The 16,560-nt window shown below is 73.4% G+C and carries 18 protein-coding genes and 1 pseudogene; 10 read left to right on the plus strand and 9 right to left on the minus strand.

The window, feature by feature from the left end; genetic code table 11:
* The first annotated feature begins 650 nt into the window (after positions 1 to 650).
* Positions 651 to 977 (plus strand): hypothetical protein, encoded by a 327-nt coding sequence (locus ABZ641_RS11510; protein WP_263103880.1) that lies wholly within the window; start codon positions 651 to 653, stop codon positions 975 to 977.
* Positions 978 to 1,186: 209 nt separating this feature from the next.
* Complete coding sequence (locus tag ABZ641_RS11515; protein ID WP_359980987.1) at positions 1,187 to 2,464, plus strand: Ig-like domain-containing protein; 1,278 nt, start codon at positions 1,187 to 1,189, stop codon at positions 2,462 to 2,464.
* A gap of 60 nt (positions 2,465 to 2,524) precedes the next feature.
* Here ABZ641_RS11515 and ABZ641_RS11520 read toward each other — a convergent pair whose 3' ends face one another.
* The 5 genes from ABZ641_RS11520 to ABZ641_RS11540 form a co-directional block, all read right to left on the minus strand.
* Positions 2,525 to 2,890 carry a cupin domain-containing protein gene (locus ABZ641_RS11520; RefSeq protein WP_344625791.1) on the minus strand — a complete coding sequence of 122 codons (366 nt, stop codon included), beginning with the start codon at positions 2,888 to 2,890 and terminating at the stop codon, positions 2,525 to 2,527.
* Between the two features lie 115 nt (positions 2,891 to 3,005).
* Positions 3,006 to 3,332 (minus strand): DUF4304 domain-containing protein, encoded by a 327-nt coding sequence (locus ABZ641_RS11525; protein ID WP_359980990.1) that lies wholly within the window; start codon positions 3,330 to 3,332, stop codon positions 3,006 to 3,008.
* A 127-nt stretch (positions 3,333 to 3,459) separates the two neighbouring features.
* Positions 3,460 to 4,125: a peptide-methionine (S)-S-oxide reductase MsrA gene (gene msrA, locus ABZ641_RS11530; RefSeq protein WP_344625793.1), complete on the minus strand. Its 666-nt coding sequence runs from the start codon at positions 4,123 to 4,125 to the stop codon at positions 3,460 to 3,462.
* 41 nt (positions 4,126 to 4,166) lie between these two features.
* A complete protein-coding gene (locus ABZ641_RS11535) occupies positions 4,167 to 5,240 on the minus strand; it encodes a nucleotidyl transferase AbiEii/AbiGii toxin family protein (RefSeq protein WP_344625794.1) in 1,074 nt (357 codons plus the stop codon).
* On the minus strand, positions 5,237 to 5,926 hold the full coding sequence (locus tag ABZ641_RS11540) for a hypothetical protein (protein ID WP_359980994.1): 690 nt from the start codon (positions 5,924 to 5,926) through the stop codon (positions 5,237 to 5,239). Before ABZ641_RS11540 ends, ABZ641_RS11535 begins: the two co-directional genes overlap by 4 nt.
* Before the next feature lie 305 nt (positions 5,927 to 6,231).
* On the opposite strand from ABZ641_RS11540, the gene ABZ641_RS11545 reads away from it, so the two are divergent.
* Entirely contained in the window at positions 6,232 to 7,386 is a 1,155-nt protein-coding gene (locus tag ABZ641_RS11545) for a cystathionine gamma-synthase (RefSeq protein WP_030273652.1), read from the plus strand.
* A 16-nt stretch (positions 7,387 to 7,402) separates the two neighbouring features.
* On the opposite strand, the gene ABZ641_RS11550 is transcribed toward ABZ641_RS11545, so the two are convergent.
* Complete coding sequence (locus ABZ641_RS11550) at positions 7,403 to 7,876, minus strand: MarR family winged helix-turn-helix transcriptional regulator (RefSeq protein WP_344625796.1); 474 nt, start codon at positions 7,874 to 7,876, stop codon at positions 7,403 to 7,405.
* A gap of 133 nt (positions 7,877 to 8,009) precedes the next feature.
* Between ABZ641_RS11550 and ilvA the strand changes: the two genes are divergently transcribed.
* From ilvA to ABZ641_RS11565, 3 genes are all read left to right on the plus strand, one after another.
* The gene (ilvA, locus tag ABZ641_RS11555; RefSeq protein WP_344625797.1) at positions 8,010 to 9,221 is read left to right on the plus strand and encodes a threonine ammonia-lyase; all 1,212 of its coding nucleotides are present in this window, start codon (positions 8,010 to 8,012) and stop codon (positions 9,219 to 9,221) included.
* Between the two features lie 161 nt (positions 9,222 to 9,382).
* A complete protein-coding gene (locus ABZ641_RS11560) occupies positions 9,383 to 10,393 on the plus strand; it encodes an ATP-binding cassette domain-containing protein (RefSeq protein ID WP_344625798.1) in 1,011 nt (336 codons plus the stop codon).
* Between the two features lies 1 nt (position 10,394).
* A complete protein-coding gene (locus tag ABZ641_RS11565) occupies positions 10,395 to 11,255 on the plus strand; it encodes an ABC transporter permease (protein WP_344625799.1) in 861 nt (286 codons plus the stop codon).
* Positions 11,256 to 11,326: 71 nt separating this feature from the next.
* On the opposite strand, the gene greA is transcribed toward ABZ641_RS11565, so the two are convergent.
* Together greA and ABZ641_RS11575 are read right to left on the minus strand one after the other, a co-directional pair.
* Positions 11,327 to 11,824 (minus strand): transcription elongation factor GreA, encoded by a 498-nt coding sequence (greA, locus tag ABZ641_RS11570; protein ID WP_344625800.1) that lies wholly within the window; start codon positions 11,822 to 11,824, stop codon positions 11,327 to 11,329.
* Positions 11,825 to 12,109: 285 nt separating this feature from the next.
* Positions 12,110 to 12,523, minus strand: a complete 414-nt coding sequence (locus tag ABZ641_RS11575) for a DUF4307 domain-containing protein (protein WP_344625801.1) — start codon at positions 12,521 to 12,523, stop codon at positions 12,110 to 12,112.
* A 151-nt stretch (positions 12,524 to 12,674) separates the two neighbouring features.
* Between ABZ641_RS11575 and mca the strand changes: the two genes are divergently transcribed.
* Together mca and ABZ641_RS11585 are read left to right on the plus strand one after the other, a co-directional pair.
* Positions 12,675 to 13,544: a mycothiol conjugate amidase Mca gene (gene mca, locus ABZ641_RS11580; protein WP_344625802.1), complete on the plus strand. Its 870-nt coding sequence runs from the start codon at positions 12,675 to 12,677 to the stop codon at positions 13,542 to 13,544.
* 61 nt (positions 13,545 to 13,605) lie between these two features.
* Complete coding sequence (locus ABZ641_RS11585; RefSeq protein WP_263103864.1) at positions 13,606 to 13,797, plus strand: hypothetical protein; 192 nt, start codon at positions 13,606 to 13,608, stop codon at positions 13,795 to 13,797.
* Here ABZ641_RS11585 and ABZ641_RS11590 read toward each other — a convergent pair whose 3' ends face one another.
* Positions 13,798 to 14,124 carry a hypothetical protein gene (locus ABZ641_RS11590; protein WP_344625803.1) on the minus strand — a complete coding sequence of 109 codons (327 nt, stop codon included), beginning with the start codon at positions 14,122 to 14,124 and terminating at the stop codon, positions 13,798 to 13,800.
* A gap of 46 nt (positions 14,125 to 14,170) precedes the next feature.
* Here ABZ641_RS11590 and ABZ641_RS11595 point away from each other — a divergent pair, with 46 nt between their 5' ends.
* Complete coding sequence (locus tag ABZ641_RS11595) at positions 14,171 to 16,201, plus strand: thioredoxin domain-containing protein (RefSeq protein ID WP_344625804.1); 2,031 nt, start codon at positions 14,171 to 14,173, stop codon at positions 16,199 to 16,201.
* Positions 16,202 to 16,241: 40 nt separating this feature from the next.
* Positions 16,242 to 16,560 (plus strand): annotated as a pseudogene (locus ABZ641_RS11600) (hypothetical protein); the annotation flags it as partial.

Genomic DNA, 16,560 nt, shown 5'->3' on the forward strand with positions numbered 1-16,560 from the left:
GTCGGTGACCAACCTGATGACGGTCCTGGAGAAGGCCGACGCGGTGGTCGTGCTGGTCGAGGGCAAGCCGCAGGGCATCGTCACCCGGCAGGACCTGCTGGCCTTCCTCACCAGCCGGGCCGGTCACTGACCCCGTGTCACCGGGCCCGGTGGGCCGACCGGGTGAAGGGGCGCCGTCCCGCCAGTTGGTACACCGACGTCACCTCGGCGCATCAGGCCGTTAACAACGGTCCTGCATCGTATTGGTCAACGGCAAGACGCCGAGCATGGTGGCAGCGGAGGCCGGGAGCGGCTCCCCGGTCCCGCAGTCACCACGGACACGTCGGTCGGCCCTGACCCGGCCCTCCGTGTCCCGCCCGCGGGGGTTGCCGTCGTCCCGCCCCTGTTCGGTTCCGACCGATCAACAGGGTGCGGCGGCCCCCGCGGCACCCATCGCGCCGAGAGGCGCGTCTCCGCGGCTCCCGGGTGGGGGAGCGCCGGCGGAGGCGGGAGGGCCGGTCCCCGGTACAGGGGGCCGGCCCTCCCGTGTTTCCCCGGCCGGGGTGCCCGCCTGCCGGCCGGGTGCCCGCCGCGGGCCCGGCCGCCGGCCCTTCCGCGCGTTCCGGCGCACCGGTTTGGGTCCGCCCGTCCGCTGACCTAGGCTCGCCGCCATGACCAGCACTGACCTGCCCGCGCAGGACGCACCGCGTTACGTACGGCTCAAGATCGAGCTCATCGCCGAGATCACCGACGAGCAGGCCCTCAAGACCGCCGCCCTCGCCCAGGTCGAGAACGACGAGTACCTCGACGACGAGGAGCGCGCCCAGTCCGTCGAGGCCATCGAGGTGGACCCGTCCGGCTCGCTCGCCCACTTCATCGACCCGGTCGCGCTGCTCGGCGACGTCCCCGGCATCGAGCTGACCTCGGCCACCTGGGAGTCGGCGCACACCGACTTCGACCCGGACGAGGAGAGCTGGGACGAGTACAGCGTCGAGTAGTCCTCGTCGCGCCCGCGCGGCACCGCCGCACGGCGGCAAGGCCCGGTCCGGACCCTTCCGGACCGGGCCTTTTGTCCGATATGGAGGTATGACAAGTACTCTCGTACGATCTGGAACATGTGCGCCGAACGGGTGTATTCGCCCCGTTGCGCCGTGCTCACGATCCGTACCGGGCGCCGGGCGCGCCGCCGAGCAGCAGGGAGAACCACGTGACGGCACCCGAGAACCAGCAGTCCGGGAGCAGCAACTGGACCCGGCGCGGCGTCCTGGGCGGTCTGCTCGCCGCCCCGGCCCTGCTGGTCGCGGCCTGCAACGGCGACACCGGCGGCGGCAGCGGCAACGCGGCCGGGAAGGCCGCCGGCGGGCCGTCCGGAGCGGCGGCCACCACCAAGGGCGCCGACATCCCGAAGACCTCGGCCGCCCGAATAACCGTCACCCCCGCGGACGGCGCCACCACGGCCCCCTTCACCCGGCCGATCAAGGTCGCCGTCACCGGGGGCACCCTGACCTCCGTCTCCGTCACCGACGAGAAGGGCCGGGCGGTCGCCGGCACCCTCTCCGCCGACCGGCACGGCTGGACCTCCACCGACCCGCTCGGCAGCGGCACCCGCTACACCGTGGCCGCCGCCGCCACCGACCCGGACGGGCTGGAGGCCGACGCGCACGCGGCCTTCGCCACCGCCGCCCCCGCCAACACCTTCGTCGGCCACTTCACCCCCGACAACGGCGCCACCGTCGGCGTCGGCATGCCCGTCTCGATCAACTTCAGCCGGCCGATCACCGACCGGAAGGCCGTCCAAGAGGCGATCACCGTCACCGCCCGGCCCGGCGTCGAGATCGTCGGCCACTGGTACTCCAGCACCCGCCTCGACTTCCGCCCGCAGGAGTACTGGGCCAAGGGCACGGTCGTCACCCTCAGCCTGCGGCTCAAGGACGTCGAGGGCGCCAAGGGCGTCTACGGCACCCAGTCCAAGGACGTCAGCTTCACCGTCGGCCGCAGCCGCACCAGCGTCGCCGACCTCTCCGCCGACACCCTCACCGTCACCACCGACGGCGTGGTCACCGCCACCTACCCGATCATCGGCGGCGCCCCCGCCACCCGGACCTGGGGCGGCAAGCTCGTCATCGCCGAGCAGTACCTGCAGACCAAGATGGACTCCCAGACCGTCGGCCTCGGCGACGAGTACAACATCCCCGACGTGCCGCACGCCCAGCGCCTCACCACCTCGGGCACCTTCATCCACGGCAACTACTGGTCGCCCGGGAGCGCCTTCGGCGAGCAGAACCTCAGCCACGGCTGCATCGCGCTGCGCGACGTCAAGGGCGCGGGCGACCCGCAGACCGACGGCGCCGTCTTCTTCAAGGAATCGCTGGTCGGCGACGTCGTCGAGGTCGTCAACTCCGGCGACCGGACGGTCGACCCGGCCAACGGCCTCAACGGCTGGAACCTGAGCTGGTCCGCCTGGACGGCCGGTAGCGCCGTCTGACCCGCCCGGCGCCCGGTGGCGCCCCGCGGCGGCGGGGCGCCACCGGGCGGGGCCGGCCCGTCAGGACCGCTTGGCGTAGTCGGCGAAGCCCTGCCAGTCGATCACCACGCACGCCTCGTCGCCGAGCACCCACGCGTCGTGCCCCGGCGGGCAGATCATGAAGTCGCCCGGGCCGAACTCCTCCTCCTGCCCGTCGTCCATCACGACCTTCATCCGGCCGGAGACCACGTACCCCGTGTGGGAGGCCCGGCAGCTCTCCGTGCCGGCGATCGGCTTGACGTGCTTCGACCACTGCCAGCCGGGTTCGAAGGTGCCGCGGCCCACGCCGCCGCCCTCCTGGTTGACCAGTTCCATGCGACCGCGGCCGTCCTCGAACGGACGGACCTCCTCGGGCGAGTCCAGGCTCATGCGGACAAGACCGGCCATCGCGCATCTCCTCCGAACGGGGGCGACCACCCGGGCCACCCTGCCGACACCCTCAGTCTCCGCCGCGCCCCGCACGGCTGCCACGGAGACGTGACCGCCCGCCCGCGGCCGCCGGTCAGGGCCCGCCGAGGCGGCGGCGGATCTCGGGCACGGCGTGGTCGGTCACCGCGGCGACGACACCGTCGGCCGTCCGGTCGAGGCGGTCGGCGGGCCGGTGGGTGGAGACGTTCCACCAGGTGTCGCGACCGGACGCGAGCAGGTGGCCGATGCGGACCGGGTCGAAGCGGCGGTCGTAGTGGACGCTCGGGTTGGGCCGGGCGGGCAGACCGGGGTGCCCCGCCCGGTACGCCTCCCACGCCTGCCGCCCGATCACCGAGACGTTGACGGTGAAGTCCAGGGAGTCCGCGGAGTCGAAGCGGGAACCCTGGAAGCCCAGTTGCACCCAGGCCCCGGGGTCCGGGAGCTCGTAGCGCTACCCGGACCCCTTCCAGCCGAGGGTGCGCAGCCGCGGGGCGACGCCGTCGCGCAGCATCGCCCGGTACAGCTCCCGGGCCGTCGTCACCGGACGGTCAGCCGTTCGTCCGCGCGACGCCGATCGGGCAGGAGGCGCCGGTGCCGCCGAGGCCGCAGTAGCCGTTGGGGTTCTTGGCCTCGGAGAGGTACTGCTGGTGGTAGGGCTCGGCCGGGTGGAAGGCGGCGGCGGGGGCGATCTCGGTGGTGATCGCGCCGAAGCCGAGGGCGGTGAGCTCGGGCTGGAAGGCGTCCCGGGAGGCCTCGGCGGCGGCCTGCTGGGCGGGCGAGTGGGTGTAGACCGCCGAGCGGTACTGGGTGCCGACGTCGTTGCCCTGGCGGAAGCCCTGGGTCGGGTCGTGGGCCTCCCAGAAGGTCTTCAGCAGCGTCCCGTACGAGATCCGGGCCGGGTCGAAGACGACGCGGACGGCCTCGGTGTGCCCGGTGAGGCCGCTGCAGACCTCCTCGTAGGTCGGGTTCTCGGTGTGCCCGCCCTGGTAGCCGACCAGGGTCGTCCAGACGCCCGGCAGCTGCCAGAAGGCGCGCTCGGCGCCCCAGAAGCAGCCGAGGCCGAAGTCGGCGGTCTCCAGGCCCTCCGGGTAGGGGCCGGTGAGCGGGGTGCCGAGGACGGTGTGCAGGTCGGAGACGGTGAACAGCGGGGTGGTGCGGCCGGGCAGCGCCTGGTCGGCGGTGACGAGAGCGCTCTTGTGGCGGTTGAACAGCAAGGCCTGCTCCAGGTGTCCGGCGTGTCGGGTGTGCGGCGGGTTCAACGCGCGCCGGTGCCGTCGGATTCCGTGGTGGACTCCGGCGGCAGCCACACCGCGCGGAGCTCCTCCTCGCTGCGGCCGCCGAAGGTCGGGGCGAGGGCGGCGAGCAGCCGCTCGCCGTACTCCTCGGCGGTGCCGACCTGCGGGTGCTCCTTGCGGAACTCGTCCCACTCGACGCGCTCCAGCGGCTCGGCGACGTCATCGGTGACCAGCGGCCGGGTGGCCCACCACGGGTGGGACGTGAGGAAGACGTCCCGCAGCAGCTCGTAGCGGAGCGGGGCGGATTCGGCGAGCAGGACGGCGTCGTACAGGTCCTTGCCCTGGGCGAAGCCGTCGTTGACCAGCCAGAGGATCTTCCAGGCGAGCGAGAGCTCGCGGTCGGCGGTGCGCAGTTCGGCGGGCGTGCCGGAGCCGGAGAGCGGAGGCACGGCGGTGCGGACGGGCTCGGCGGCCAGCGGCTCGGTGAAGACGAAGTCCAGCTGGACGGTGCCCTCGGGCAGGCCGTCGGCGCTCCACGGCAGGACGAGGCGGCGCCCCGGGACGCGGTCGTACGTCCAGATCTCGTCCCGGACGGCTCGGTCGGCGTGCAGCCGGACGGTGCCGGAGAGCCGCTCGGCGGCGGCCGCCAGCCCGGTGAGCAGGCCGTCGGTCCGAGGGTCGTCGAGCTCCCAGTCGGTCGGCGTGACGATGAAGTCGAGGTCGCCCGGCTCGCGCGCGTCCGCCCCGAACCAGGCGGTGAGCAGCACCGATCCGCGCAGCACCAGGTGCCCGGCCCAGGGGGAGGCGGCGACGGCGGCGAGCACGGTGTCCAGGGCCTCCCGCCGTGCGGCGTACCAGCGGGCGCCGGTGGCCGCGTCGGCGAACTCCGGGTCGCCGGCCCGCATCGCCTTGGTGTAGCCGCGCAGCGAGGGGTCGAAGACCGCCCGCTGGACGACGCCCTCGCCGGCCACCGGCCGGATCGAGCGGGGGAGTTCGAACTCGCCGAGTTCGCTGTCGGTGGGGTTCGCGTGCGGGAGGCTGAGCTGCTCGCTCCAGGGGCCGTAGCCGAGTTCCTGCCAGGAGGAGTTGGTCATCGGGAGGTCCTTTCGGCGGTGTCCTCGGTGGGGTGGGCGTCCGCGGGGCGGGCTTCCGCGATCCAGCCGGCGTCCAGCGCCTCGGCGGTGTCGAGCACGGCGAACTCCCGCTCGACGGAGGCGATCCGGTGTCCGGTGAGGTCGGCGAGCAGGGCGTCCAGGCGGCGGCCGGCGGTGTCGGCGCCGACCAGGCGGCAGCGCTGGGTGACGAAGAACTCGACCTGCCCGTCGGGCCGGGTGCGCCGGGCGTTGCGGGACAGGTGGGCGTCGTGGCGCTCGGCCGCGGCGGCCAGCGCGGGCCCGGGCGGCGCGTCCAGCAGCAGTTTGACGTGGTGTTCGAAGTAGTACGCCGGGCCGAGGGCCCGGGCCTGCCCGTCGGTGGCGGGGACGCCCGCCGTCCAGGGCGCGGCCTCGATCTTGGTGCGGAGCACGGCGAACCCGGCGGAGTCGGCCTCCGCCCCCGTCCGGCCGGCGAGCGCCTCGGCCTCGGCGAGGGTGCCGGAGACGGTCAGGGTGAGCATCGGCTGCCGGGGGGCGGCGCCCCGGGCGAGTTCGATGTCGACGACCTTGAGGCCGCGCCCCGCGGCCCAGGCGGCGAGCGCCGGGCCCTGCTGCGGGGCGACGGTCAGGTGGATCTCGAAGTCGCCCCGGAAGTCGGGGCGGACGGGTGTACGGGTGTCGGGCACCCGCGCATCCTGTCAGGCGGCTGTGACAGTGCCGCTGCGGGCCCCGGCGGCGGGCGGCGGGGTCGTGCCGGCGGTTGCGGTACCTCCGGACGGCGGCCGATCGGATCTCTCGATCGGCTGTGCGGGCGCGCGGTGGTGGCGGTCCGAACGACCGCGGGCGAAGGGATTCCGCTGGCCGGGCCCGGTCCGCTCCGGCGGCGGACGGCGGGCCCGCCGGGGCCGGCCGGGGCGGTGCCGCCGACGGCGCGGCGCGGGACGTGCGCTCAGCCCGTGCGGCCGGGCCCCCGCGGACTAGGCTCATGGGCATGACCGAGCACCAGCTTCCCCAGGGCTTCGAGACCCTCGCCATCCACGCGGGTCAGGAAGCAGACCCCCAGACCGGGGCCGTCGTCACGCCGATCTACCAGGTGTCCACGTACAAGCAGGACGGGGTGGGCGGCCTGCGGGGCGGGTACGAGTACAGCCGTTCCGCCAACCCGACCAGAACCGCGCTGGAGGAGTGCCTCGCGGCGATCGAGGGCGGCGCGCGCGGCCTCGCCTTCGCCTCCGGCCTCGCGGCCGAGGACACCCTGCTGCGCACGATCCTCAAGCCGGGCGACCACATCGTGATCCCGAACGACGCCTACGGCGGCACGTTCCGGCTGTTCGCGAAGGTCCTCACCCGGTGGGGCGTGGAGTTCTCCGTCGCCAACACCCAGGACCTCGCGGACGTCCGCGCCCAGCTCCGTCCGAACACCCGCGCGGTGTGGGTGGAGACCCCGTCCAACCCGCTGCTGGGCATCACCGACCTGACCGCGCTGGCCGAGGTGGCGCACGCCGCCGGGGCCCTGCTGGTGGTGGACAACACCTTCGCCAGCCCCTACCTGCAGCAGCCGATCGCGCTCGGCGCCGACGCCGTGGTGCACTCCACCACCAAGTACATGGGCGGCCACTCGGACGTGGTCGGCGGCGCGCTGGTGCTGGCCGACGCCGGCCTCGGCGAGGAGGTCGCGTACCACCAGAACGCGATGGGCGCGGTCTCCGGCCCGTTCGACGCCTGGCTGGTGCTGCGCGGCATCAAGACGCTGGGTGTCCGGATGGACCGGCACAGCGCCAACGCCGAGAAGGTCGCCGAGCTGCTGGCCGGCCACCCGAAGGTCAGCCAGGTGCTCTACCCGGGCCTGCCCGAGCACCCCGGCCACGACATCGCGGCCAAGCAGATGAAGGCCTTCGGCGGCATGGTCTCCTTCCGCGTGCACGGCGGCGAGGAGGCGGCGGTCGAGGTCTGCAACCGGGCGCAGCTGTTCACCCTCGGCGAGTCGCTGGGCGGCGTGGAGTCGCTGATCGAGCACCCGGGCCGGATGACGCACGCCTCGGTGGCGGGTTCGGCGCTGGAGGTGCCGGCCGACCTGGTGCGGATCTCGGTCGGCATCGAGTCGGTCGACGACCTGCTCGCCGACCTGCGCCAGGCGCTGGGCTGAGCCCCGCGCGGCCCGGTCAGGACTGACGGCCCGCCGAGTACGACTCCAGCGAGTCGTTGAAGCGGGCCAGCAGGGCGCAGAAGGCCCGCCGCTCGTCGGCGGGCCAGTCCGCCGTCAGGTGGCGCATCAACTCCTCGCGTCCGGCCCGTACTTCGGCGAGCCTGCGGCCGCCGAGCGGGGTCAGGGCGAGGTGCACGGCACGCCGGTCGGCCGGGTACGGGACCCGGCCGACCAGGTCCGCCTCGACGAGCGGCGCGGCCTGCCGGGTGACGGTGGAGGAGTCGACGCCGAGCGCCGCGGCGAGGGTCTTCACGCTGGCCGGGCCGCGGCGCTGCAGCTCGTCCAGCAGCAGGTAGGCGGCGCGGTCCAGCGAGCCGACCGCGCCGTGCCGGGCCTGCTCCAGCCGACGGGCGAACACCGCCACCTGGTAGTGGAGTTGGCTGTGGAGGGGGTCGTTGCCGGGGGCGGCCGGGGGCGAGGGGGTCGTCATCGCGGCTCACGTTCCAGAGGCGGTACGGGTGCTCGGAGCCAGCAGCGTACGCGCGACGGCCCGGCCCGGGAACAGGCCCGGCGCCGCCGGTCGCTGCCGGTCGCAGGCCGCCCGCGGCCGTACGCTGATCCGCATGCAGAGCTGGCCGATCACCCTCGACGACGTCCGCGGCGCCCAGAAGATGCTGGCCGGGATCGCCCGGGTGACGCCGATGGAGTCGAGCCGGTACCTGTCCGCGCTGGTGGGCTCGCCCGTCCACCTCAAGTGCGAGAACCTGCAGCGCACCGGCTCGTTCAAGCTGCGCGGCGCGTACGTGCGGATCGCCGGGCTGACGCCGGTGCAGAAGGCCGGCGGGGTGGTCGCCGCGAGCGCCGGCAACCACGCGCAGGGCGTGGCGCTGGCGGCCTCGCTGCTCGGCGTGCCCGCCACCGTCTTCATGCCGACCGGCGCCCCGCTGCCGAAGGTGGCGGCGACCCGCGACTACGGCGCCGAGGTGCGGCTGCACGGCGCCACCGTCGACGAGGCCCTGCAGGCGGCGCAGCGCTGGTCGGAGGCGACCGGCGCGGTGTTCATCCACCCCTTCGACCACTGGGACGTGGTGACCGGCCAGGCCACGGTGGGCCTGGAGATCCTGGAGCAGTGCCCGGAGGTCCGCACGATCCTGGTCGGGGTCGGCGGCGGCGGGCTGATCGCCGGGATCGCGGCGGCGGTGAAGCCGCTGCGCCCGGACGTGCGGGTGGTCGGGGTGCAGGCGGCGGGCGCGGCCGCGTACCCGCCGTCGCTGGCGGCCGGGCACCCGGTGTCGCTGCCGCGGATCGCCACGATGGCGGACGGGATCATGGTTGGCCGGCCCGGCGACATCCCGTTCGAGGTGGTGAACACGCTGGCCGACGGTGTCCGCACGGTCTCCGAGGACGCACTGTCGCGGGCGCTGCTGGTCGGCCTGGAGCGGCTGAAGCTGGTGGTGGAGCCGGCCGGGGCGAGCCCGATCGCGGCCCTGCTGGAGCGGCCGGAGGGCTTCGAGGGCCCGGTGGTGGCGGTGCTGTCCGGCGGCAACATCGACCCGCAGCTGATGATGCGGGTGCTGCGGCACGGTCTGGCGGCAGCCGGCCGCTACCTGTCCCTGCGGGTGCGGCTGGCGGACAGGCCGGGGGCGCTGGCCGACCTGCTGGGAGTGCTCACCCGGGTGGACGCCAACGTGCTGGACGTCGCGCACGTGCGGATCGACCCGCGGCTGGGGCTGACCGAGGTCGAGGTGGACCTGCACCTGGAGACCAAGGGGCCGGAGCACTGCGCGGTGGTGACCGGTGAGCTGCGCGCCGCGGGGTACGTGGTCACCCAGTAGGGCCGCTCCGCCGTGCGGGTGGCGCACCGCCGCACCCCTTGACGCGATATATCGCAAGCTGCCATCCTCTCGCGATACATCGCGAGATTCGGGATCCGCCCGCCCGGGCACCTGTGTGACGATCAGACGACATACCGGACAAACAGGAGATGAGGCAGGCCATGGCGCCAGCCATCCAAGCCGAGAACCTGGTCAAGACCTTCGGTGACGTCCGCGCCCTCGACGGCGTCAGCCTCGACGTGCCCGAAGGCACCGTGCTGGGCCTGCTCGGCCCGAACGGTGCGGGCAAGACCACCACCGTGCGGGTGCTCACCACCCTGCTCCGACCCGACTCCGGCCGAGCCACGGTGGCCGGACTGGACGTGCTCCGGCACCCCAACGAGGTGCGCGGCTTGATCGGCCTCTCCGGCCAGTACGCCGCCGTCGACGAGTACCTCACCGGCCGCGAGAACCTCCAGATGGTCGGCGAGCTGTACCAGATGAGCGCCCGCGACGCGAAGGCCCGCGCCCTGGAACTGCTGGAGTGGTTCAACCTCGCCGAGGCCGCCGACCGCACCGCCAAGACCTACTCCGGAGGCATGCGCCGCCGCCTCGACCTCGCCGCCGCCCTGGTCGTCCGCCCCCCGGTGATGTTCATGGACGAGCCCACCACCGGCCTCGACCCGCGCAACCGCCTCGCCCTGTGGGAGGTCATCGAGAACCTCGTCGACCAGGGCACCACCCTGCTGCTCACCACCCAGTACCTGGAGGAGGCCGACCGCCTCGCCCACGACATCGCGGTGGTCGACCACGGCCGGGTGATCGCCCGCGGCACCGCCGACGAGCTCAAGGCGACGATCGGCGGCGAACGCATCGAACTGGTGGTGCACCGCCCGGACGAGGTCGCCGAGGCCGTCGCCGCCCTCACCCCCTACGCCAAGGGCGAGCCGGCCGTGGAACGCAACACCCGTCGGATCACCGTCCCGGTCAGCGGCGGCTCCAAGGTGCTCGCCGACGTCATCCGCGAGCTCGACGCCCGCTCGATCGAGATCGACGACATCGGCCTGCGCCGCCCCACCCTCGACGACGTCTTCCTCTCCCTCACCGGCCACGCCACCGAGGCCGAGGAGAACGGCGGGAACGGGCAGCAGAAGCAGGCCCGGGGCCGCCACGGCCACGGAAAGGAGTCCTGAGATGGCGACCACCGCCACCGAGCACGCCATCGGCCACACCGCCCCGCGCCGGCGCACCGGGCTCGCCGCGATGCTGCACGACTCCTGGGTCGTCGCCCGCCGCAACCTGCGCCGGATGCTCCGCATCCCCGAGATCGTGGTCTTCGGGCTGCTCCAGCCCGTGATGTTCGTGCTGCTCTTCTCGTACGTGATGGGCGGCGCGATCCAGATCCCCGGGACGCAGGCCAGCCACGACGCCTACATCCAGTTCCTGATGGCCGGCATCTTCGCGCAGACCGTCACCTTCGCGACCGCCGGCGCCTCGGCCGGCATCGCGGAGGACATGACCAAGGGCCTGGTCGACCGCTTCCGCTCGCTGCCGATGACCCGCTCGGCCGTCCTGGTCGGCCGGACCCTCGCCGACCTGGTGCAGACCGCCTTCATCCTGCTGGTGCTCGCCCTGGTCGCCCTGCTGGTCGGCTGGCGCATCCACGAGGGCTTCTGGAAGGCGATGGCGGCCTTCGGGCTGCTGCTCCTGCTCGGCTACGCCTTCTCCTGGATCGGTGCGCTGATCGGCCTGTCCGTGCGCAGCCCGGAGGCGGCCACCTCGGCCGGCCTGATCTGGCTCTTCCCGCTGACCTTCGTCTCCAACGCCTTCGTGCCGATCAGCTCGATGCCGGGCTGGCTGCAGCCGATCGCCTACTGGAACCCGTTCTCGGCGACCGTCCAGGCCTGCCGCGACCTGTTCGGCAACCAGGTCGGCCCGGTCGACGACGCCTGGCCGATGCAGCACGCGGTGCCGGTGTCGATCGTCTGGTCGCTGGTGATCACGGCGCTGTTCTCCTGGCTGTCGGTCCGCAAGTACCGCTCCGCGGCCGGCTGACCGGCGGCAGGTGCAGCACGAGGGGCGGCCCCGGCTCAGCGCCGGGGCCGCCCCTCGGGGTGTGCGCGGACTCAGCCGGCGTGCGGCTTGGCCTCGATGATCGTCACGCTGGCCCGCTTGCCGTTCGGCAGCTCGTAGGTGGCGTCCTCGCCGACCTTCTTGCCGTTGATGGCGCGGCCGAGCGGCGACTGCGGCGAGTAGATGTCCAGGTCGTCGCCGGCGACCTCGCGCGAGCCGAGCAGGAAGCGCATGGTGTCGTCCTCGTCGCCGTCGAAGGCGACGGTCACGACCATGCCCGGGGCGACGACACCGGAGTCGGCCGGGGCCTCGCCCACCTTGGCGCGCTCCAGCAGCTGGGTGAGCTGGCGGATCCGGGCCTCGTACTTGCCCTGCTCCTCCTTGGCCGCGTGGTAGCCGGCGTTCTCCTTGAGGTCACCCTCCTCGCGCGCCGCCTCGATCTTCTGGGCGATCTCGATGCGCCAGGGGCCGGTCAGGTGCTCCAGCTCGGCCTTGAGCTGGTCGTAGCCGGACTGAGTGAGCCAGGTCACGTCATCGCTGGTCTGGGTCACGGGTGCTCCTCGTCGGTACTGGGCTGTGCTGAGGGTTGTTCGTCAGCAGGTTCTGTCGTAACTACAAAGCAACGCCCGCTCCCGGGCGCTGGGGCTCGGAAGGGGCGAAACCACGAGCCTAACAATTTCCGCCTCCCGGCGGGAGGGGAGCTCGCGGGCACGGCCACGGCCGGCTGCCGCGGCACTCCGTACGGATGCCCGCCCGTACGCTCGAATATGCGCCGGGGAGGGTGCGATGTGCAAAGGGGAATTCCGCCCGGACGGCTCCCCCGGACGGGTGGCGGATCAGCGGCGGGGCGTGCAGCCCAGCAGCTCCGCGGTCACCCCGCGGGCGGTGGTGCGCAACGTCACCACCTGCGACCAGGTGCTGCCCTCGGCCGGCACCGGGAAGTCGTACTGGCCCACCACGGCCTTGTCCGCCGCCATCGAGCGTACCGTGCAGACACCCGCGGTGCCCGCCTCCTTGCGGACCGACAGCTGCAGCTGCATCTCGTGGTCGGAGACCGCCTCGAAGGCCGGCACACTGCCGTTCATCACGCTCTCGCGCAAGATGTACGAGCCGCCCAGCCAGGCCACCACGCCCAGGAACAGCACACCGCAGACCACCGCGGCGATCCGCAGCCGACGGTCCGCCTCGGCGTCGGAGCGGCGGCTGTAGCGGCCCTCCGGCAGGGCGGTGGTCGTACGGCTGGAGTCCATGGCCGGCTCGGTCCTTTCGACGAGGCGCGCTCGGGCTGGGGAGGGAATGGAGCGGCTCCTCAGTCCGTCACTATAGAAGGGGCACGTCCGCGCCGGAGGCGGCGGGGGAGCCGACCCGACGAACCGGACATACCTGGAAGGGAACCAGGCGTTGAGCGAGCAGTTGCGACTGATGGCGGTGCACGCGCACCCGGACGACGAGTCCAGCAAGGGCGCCGCCACCACGGCGATGTACGTCGCCCAGGGGGTGGACGTGCTGGTGGCCACCTGCACGGGTGGCGAGCGGGGGTCGATCCTCAACCCCAAGCTGCAGGGCGACGCCTGGGTCGAGGAGAACATCCACGAGGTGCGCCGCAAGGAGATGGACGCCGCCCGGGAGATCCTCGGCGTGCAGCAGGCCTGGCTGGGCTACGTCGACTCCGGGCTGCCCGAGGGCGACCCGCTGCCGCCGCTCCCCGAGGGCTGCTTCGCCCTGGAGGACGTGGACGCGGCGGCCGGCACCCTGGTGCGGCTGATCCGCGAGTTCCGCCCGCACGTGATCACCACGTACGACGAGAACGGCGGGTACCCGCACCCCGACCACATCATGACCCACAAGATCACCATGGTGGCCTTCGACGCCGCCGGCGACCCGGACGCCTACCCGGAGGCCGGCGAGCCCTGGCAGCCGCAGAAGCTGTACTACAACCACGGCTTCCCGATGGGCCGGATCCGCGCCCTGCACGCCTACCTCACCGACAACGGGCACGACTCCCCGTACGGCGAGTGGATCGCCGGCTGGGAGAAGAGCGGCCGCAAGGAGCGCGAGATCACCACCCGCGTGGTCTGCGACGACTACTTCGAGATCCGCGACAAGGCGCTGATCGCGCACGCCACCCAGATCGACCCCGACGGCCCCTGGTTCCGCGTCCCGCTGGACATCCAGCGCGAGGTGTGGCCCACCGAGGACTACGAGCTCGCCCGCTCGCACGTCGACACCGACCTGCCCGAGAACGACCTGTTCGCGGGCCTGCGCAAGTAGCGCGAACCCCCTGCACCACCCCGGTGGCCCGGCCCGTGTAGGGCCGGGCCACCATGGAGAGATGAGCACCCCCGTGAACCTCACCCACCTCGCCGCGGACCTCGCCCTCGACCAGAACAAGGTCACCCCGGGCCTGCTCGGCTTCGTCGTCTTCGCGGCCCTCGGCATCGCCACCTGGTTCCTGCTGAAGTCCATGAACAGCCGCTTCAAGAAGATCGACTTCGTCGAGGAGCCGGAGACCACCGAGGAGTAGTCACACCGGGAGCTGCCGCTCGCCGCCGTCGTCGAAGTACCGGTCGAGGTAGGCGTCGGGCTCCAGCGGGCTGTCCCGCAGCAGCGAGAACACCTCCGCGCCCGGCCCGGGGACGTCCACCGCCTCGTAGCACTGCGCGAGCCCGGTGTACTCGACACCGGTGTCCTCGGCGTACCCGGCCGCCTCCGCCTCGGCCAGGGCGATCGCCCCGTCCGCCGAGGCCGCCCGCCAGAGGGTGATCCGCTCCTCGTAGGTACCGCGGCCCGTCCACCGGAACACGCACCGCACGCCGTACCAGCCACTGCTGCCGATCAGTTGTCGCTCCACGACGCGGCAGTGTGTCACCCGCGCGGGGATGCGCAAGGATGGGCCCATGCCGAACCGTCTCGCCGACGCGACCTCGCCGTACCTGCTCCAGCACGCCGACAACCCGGTCGACTGGTGGCCCTGGGGGCCCGAGGCCTTCGCCGAGGCGGAGCGACGCGGGGTGCCCGTCCTGCTGTCCGTCGGGTACGCGGCCTGCCACTGGTGCCACGTGATGGCGCACGAGTCCTTCGAGGACGAGGCGATCGCCGCCTACGCCAACGAGCACTTCGTGGCCGTCAAGGTCGACCGCGAGGAGCGGCCCGACGTCGACGCCGTCTACATGGAGGCCGTCCAGGCCGCCACCGGCCAGGGCGGCTGGCCCATGACGGTCTTCCTCACGCCGGACAAGGAGCCGTTCTACTTCGGCACCTACTTCCCGCCCGAGCCCCGGCACGGCATGCCCGGCTTCCGGCAGGTCCTGGAGGGCGTCACCGCCGCCTGGCGCGACCGCCGCGAGGAGGTCGGCGAGGTCGCCGGCCGGATCCGCGCCGAGCTGCAGGAGCGCGCCCGGGTCTACGGCGCCGGCGCCGGCGTGCTGCCCGCCCCCGGCGAGGCTGAACTGCACGCCGCCCTGCTCGAACTCGGCCGCGGCTTCGACGAACGCCGCGGCGGCTTCGGCGGCGCCCCCAAGTTCCCGCCGTCCATGACCGTCGAGTGGCTGCTGCGCCACCACGCCCGCACCGGCTCCGCCGCCGCCCTGGAGATGGCCGCGCGCACCTGCGACGCGATGTCCCGCGGCGGCCTGTACGACCAGCTCGGCGGCGGCTTCGCCCGCTACTCCGTGGACGCCGACTGGGTCGTGCCGCACTTCGAGAAGATGCTGTACGACAACGCCCTGCTGCTGCGCACCTACCTCCACCTGTGGCGCGCCACCGGTGACGCCCGCGCCCGCCGCACCGCACTGGACACCGCCGACTTCCTGCTCCGCGAACTGCGCACCCCCGAGGGCGGCTTCGCCTCCGCCCTGGACGCCGACTCGCCCGACCCGGTCACCGGCAAGCCCGCCGAGGGCGCCTACTACGCCTGGACCCCGGAGCAGCTCACCGCCGCCCTCGGCCCCGAGGACGCCGCCCTCGCCACCGGGATCTTCGAGGTCACCGGCACCTTCGAGCACGGCAGCTCCGTCCTCCAGCTGCTCACCGACCCCGAAGACCCCGAGACGTACGAGCGGATCCGCACCCGTCTCTTCGAGGCCCGCGCCGAGCGGCCCGCCCCCGCCCGCGACGACAAGGTCGTCGCCGCCTGGAACGGCCTCGCGATCGCCGCGCTCGCCGAGACCGGCGCCCTGCTGGAGCGCCCCGACCTCGTCGAGGCCGCCGAACGCGCCGCCGACCTGCTGCTCGCCGTCCACCTCACCGCCGACGGCCGGCTGCTGCGCACCTCCCGCGACGGCCGGGCCGGCGCCAACGCCGGCGTCCTGGAGGACTACGCCGACACCGCCGAGGGCTTCCTCGCCCTGTACGCCGTCACCGGCGAGGCCGAGTGGCTCGACCTCGCCGGCGGGCTCCTCGACACCGTCCTCGCCCACTTCACCGACGCCGCCTCCGGCGCCCTCTACGACACCGCCGACGACGCCGAGGAGCTGATCCGGCGTCCGCAGGACCCGACCGACAACGCCACCCCCTCCGGCTGGACGGCCGCCGCCGGCGCACTGCTCGGCTACGCCGCCTACACCGGCTCCGAGCGCCACCGCACCGCCGCCGAGCGGGCACTCGGCGTGGTCGGCGCGCTCGGCACCCGGGCCCCCCGGTTCATCGGCTGGGGGCTCGCCGTCGCCGAGGCCCTGCTCGACGGCCCGCGCGAGGTCGCCGTGGTCGGACCGGCCGGCGACCCCGCCACCGCCGAACTGCACCGCACCGCACTGCTCTCCACCGCCCCCGGCGCGGTCGTCGCGGTGGGCGAGGCGGGCAGCAAGGAGGTCCCGCTGCTGGCCGACCGCCCGCTGCTCGCCGGCCGTCCCGCCGCCTACGTCTGCCGGCACTTCAGCTGCGACGCCCCCACCGCCGACGCCGCCGAACTCGCGGAGCGCCTCGGCTAATTCGAATGCGCACGGGTCGCGGGCGGCGCCAGGATGGGGCATGACCTGGACCCTCACGAACGACCCCGCCGCCCTCCGTGCCGAAGCCGGCGCCTTCCTCGCCGCCCACCCGGCCGACAACACCGTGCTGCTCACCCTGCTGGACCGGATCGCCAAGCGCGGCCGGCACGCCTTCGGCGACGGTGAACCGGTGTTCGGCCACTGGCGGGCCGCGCCGGACGGCCCGGTCGCGGGCGTCTTCGCACAGACCCCGCCCTACCCGGTGCGGCTCGGCCGGATGCCGGCCGATCGGGAGGGCACACGGCAGTACAACCGTCACCACAACACTTATCTCGTTTTGCGTCGTGTGGGTGTTAAGA

The sequence above is a fragment of the Kitasatospora sp. NPDC007106 genome (genome assembly GCF_040634455.1).
GTDB lineage: Bacteria > Actinomycetota > Actinomycetes > Streptomycetales > Streptomycetaceae > Kitasatospora > Kitasatospora arboriphila.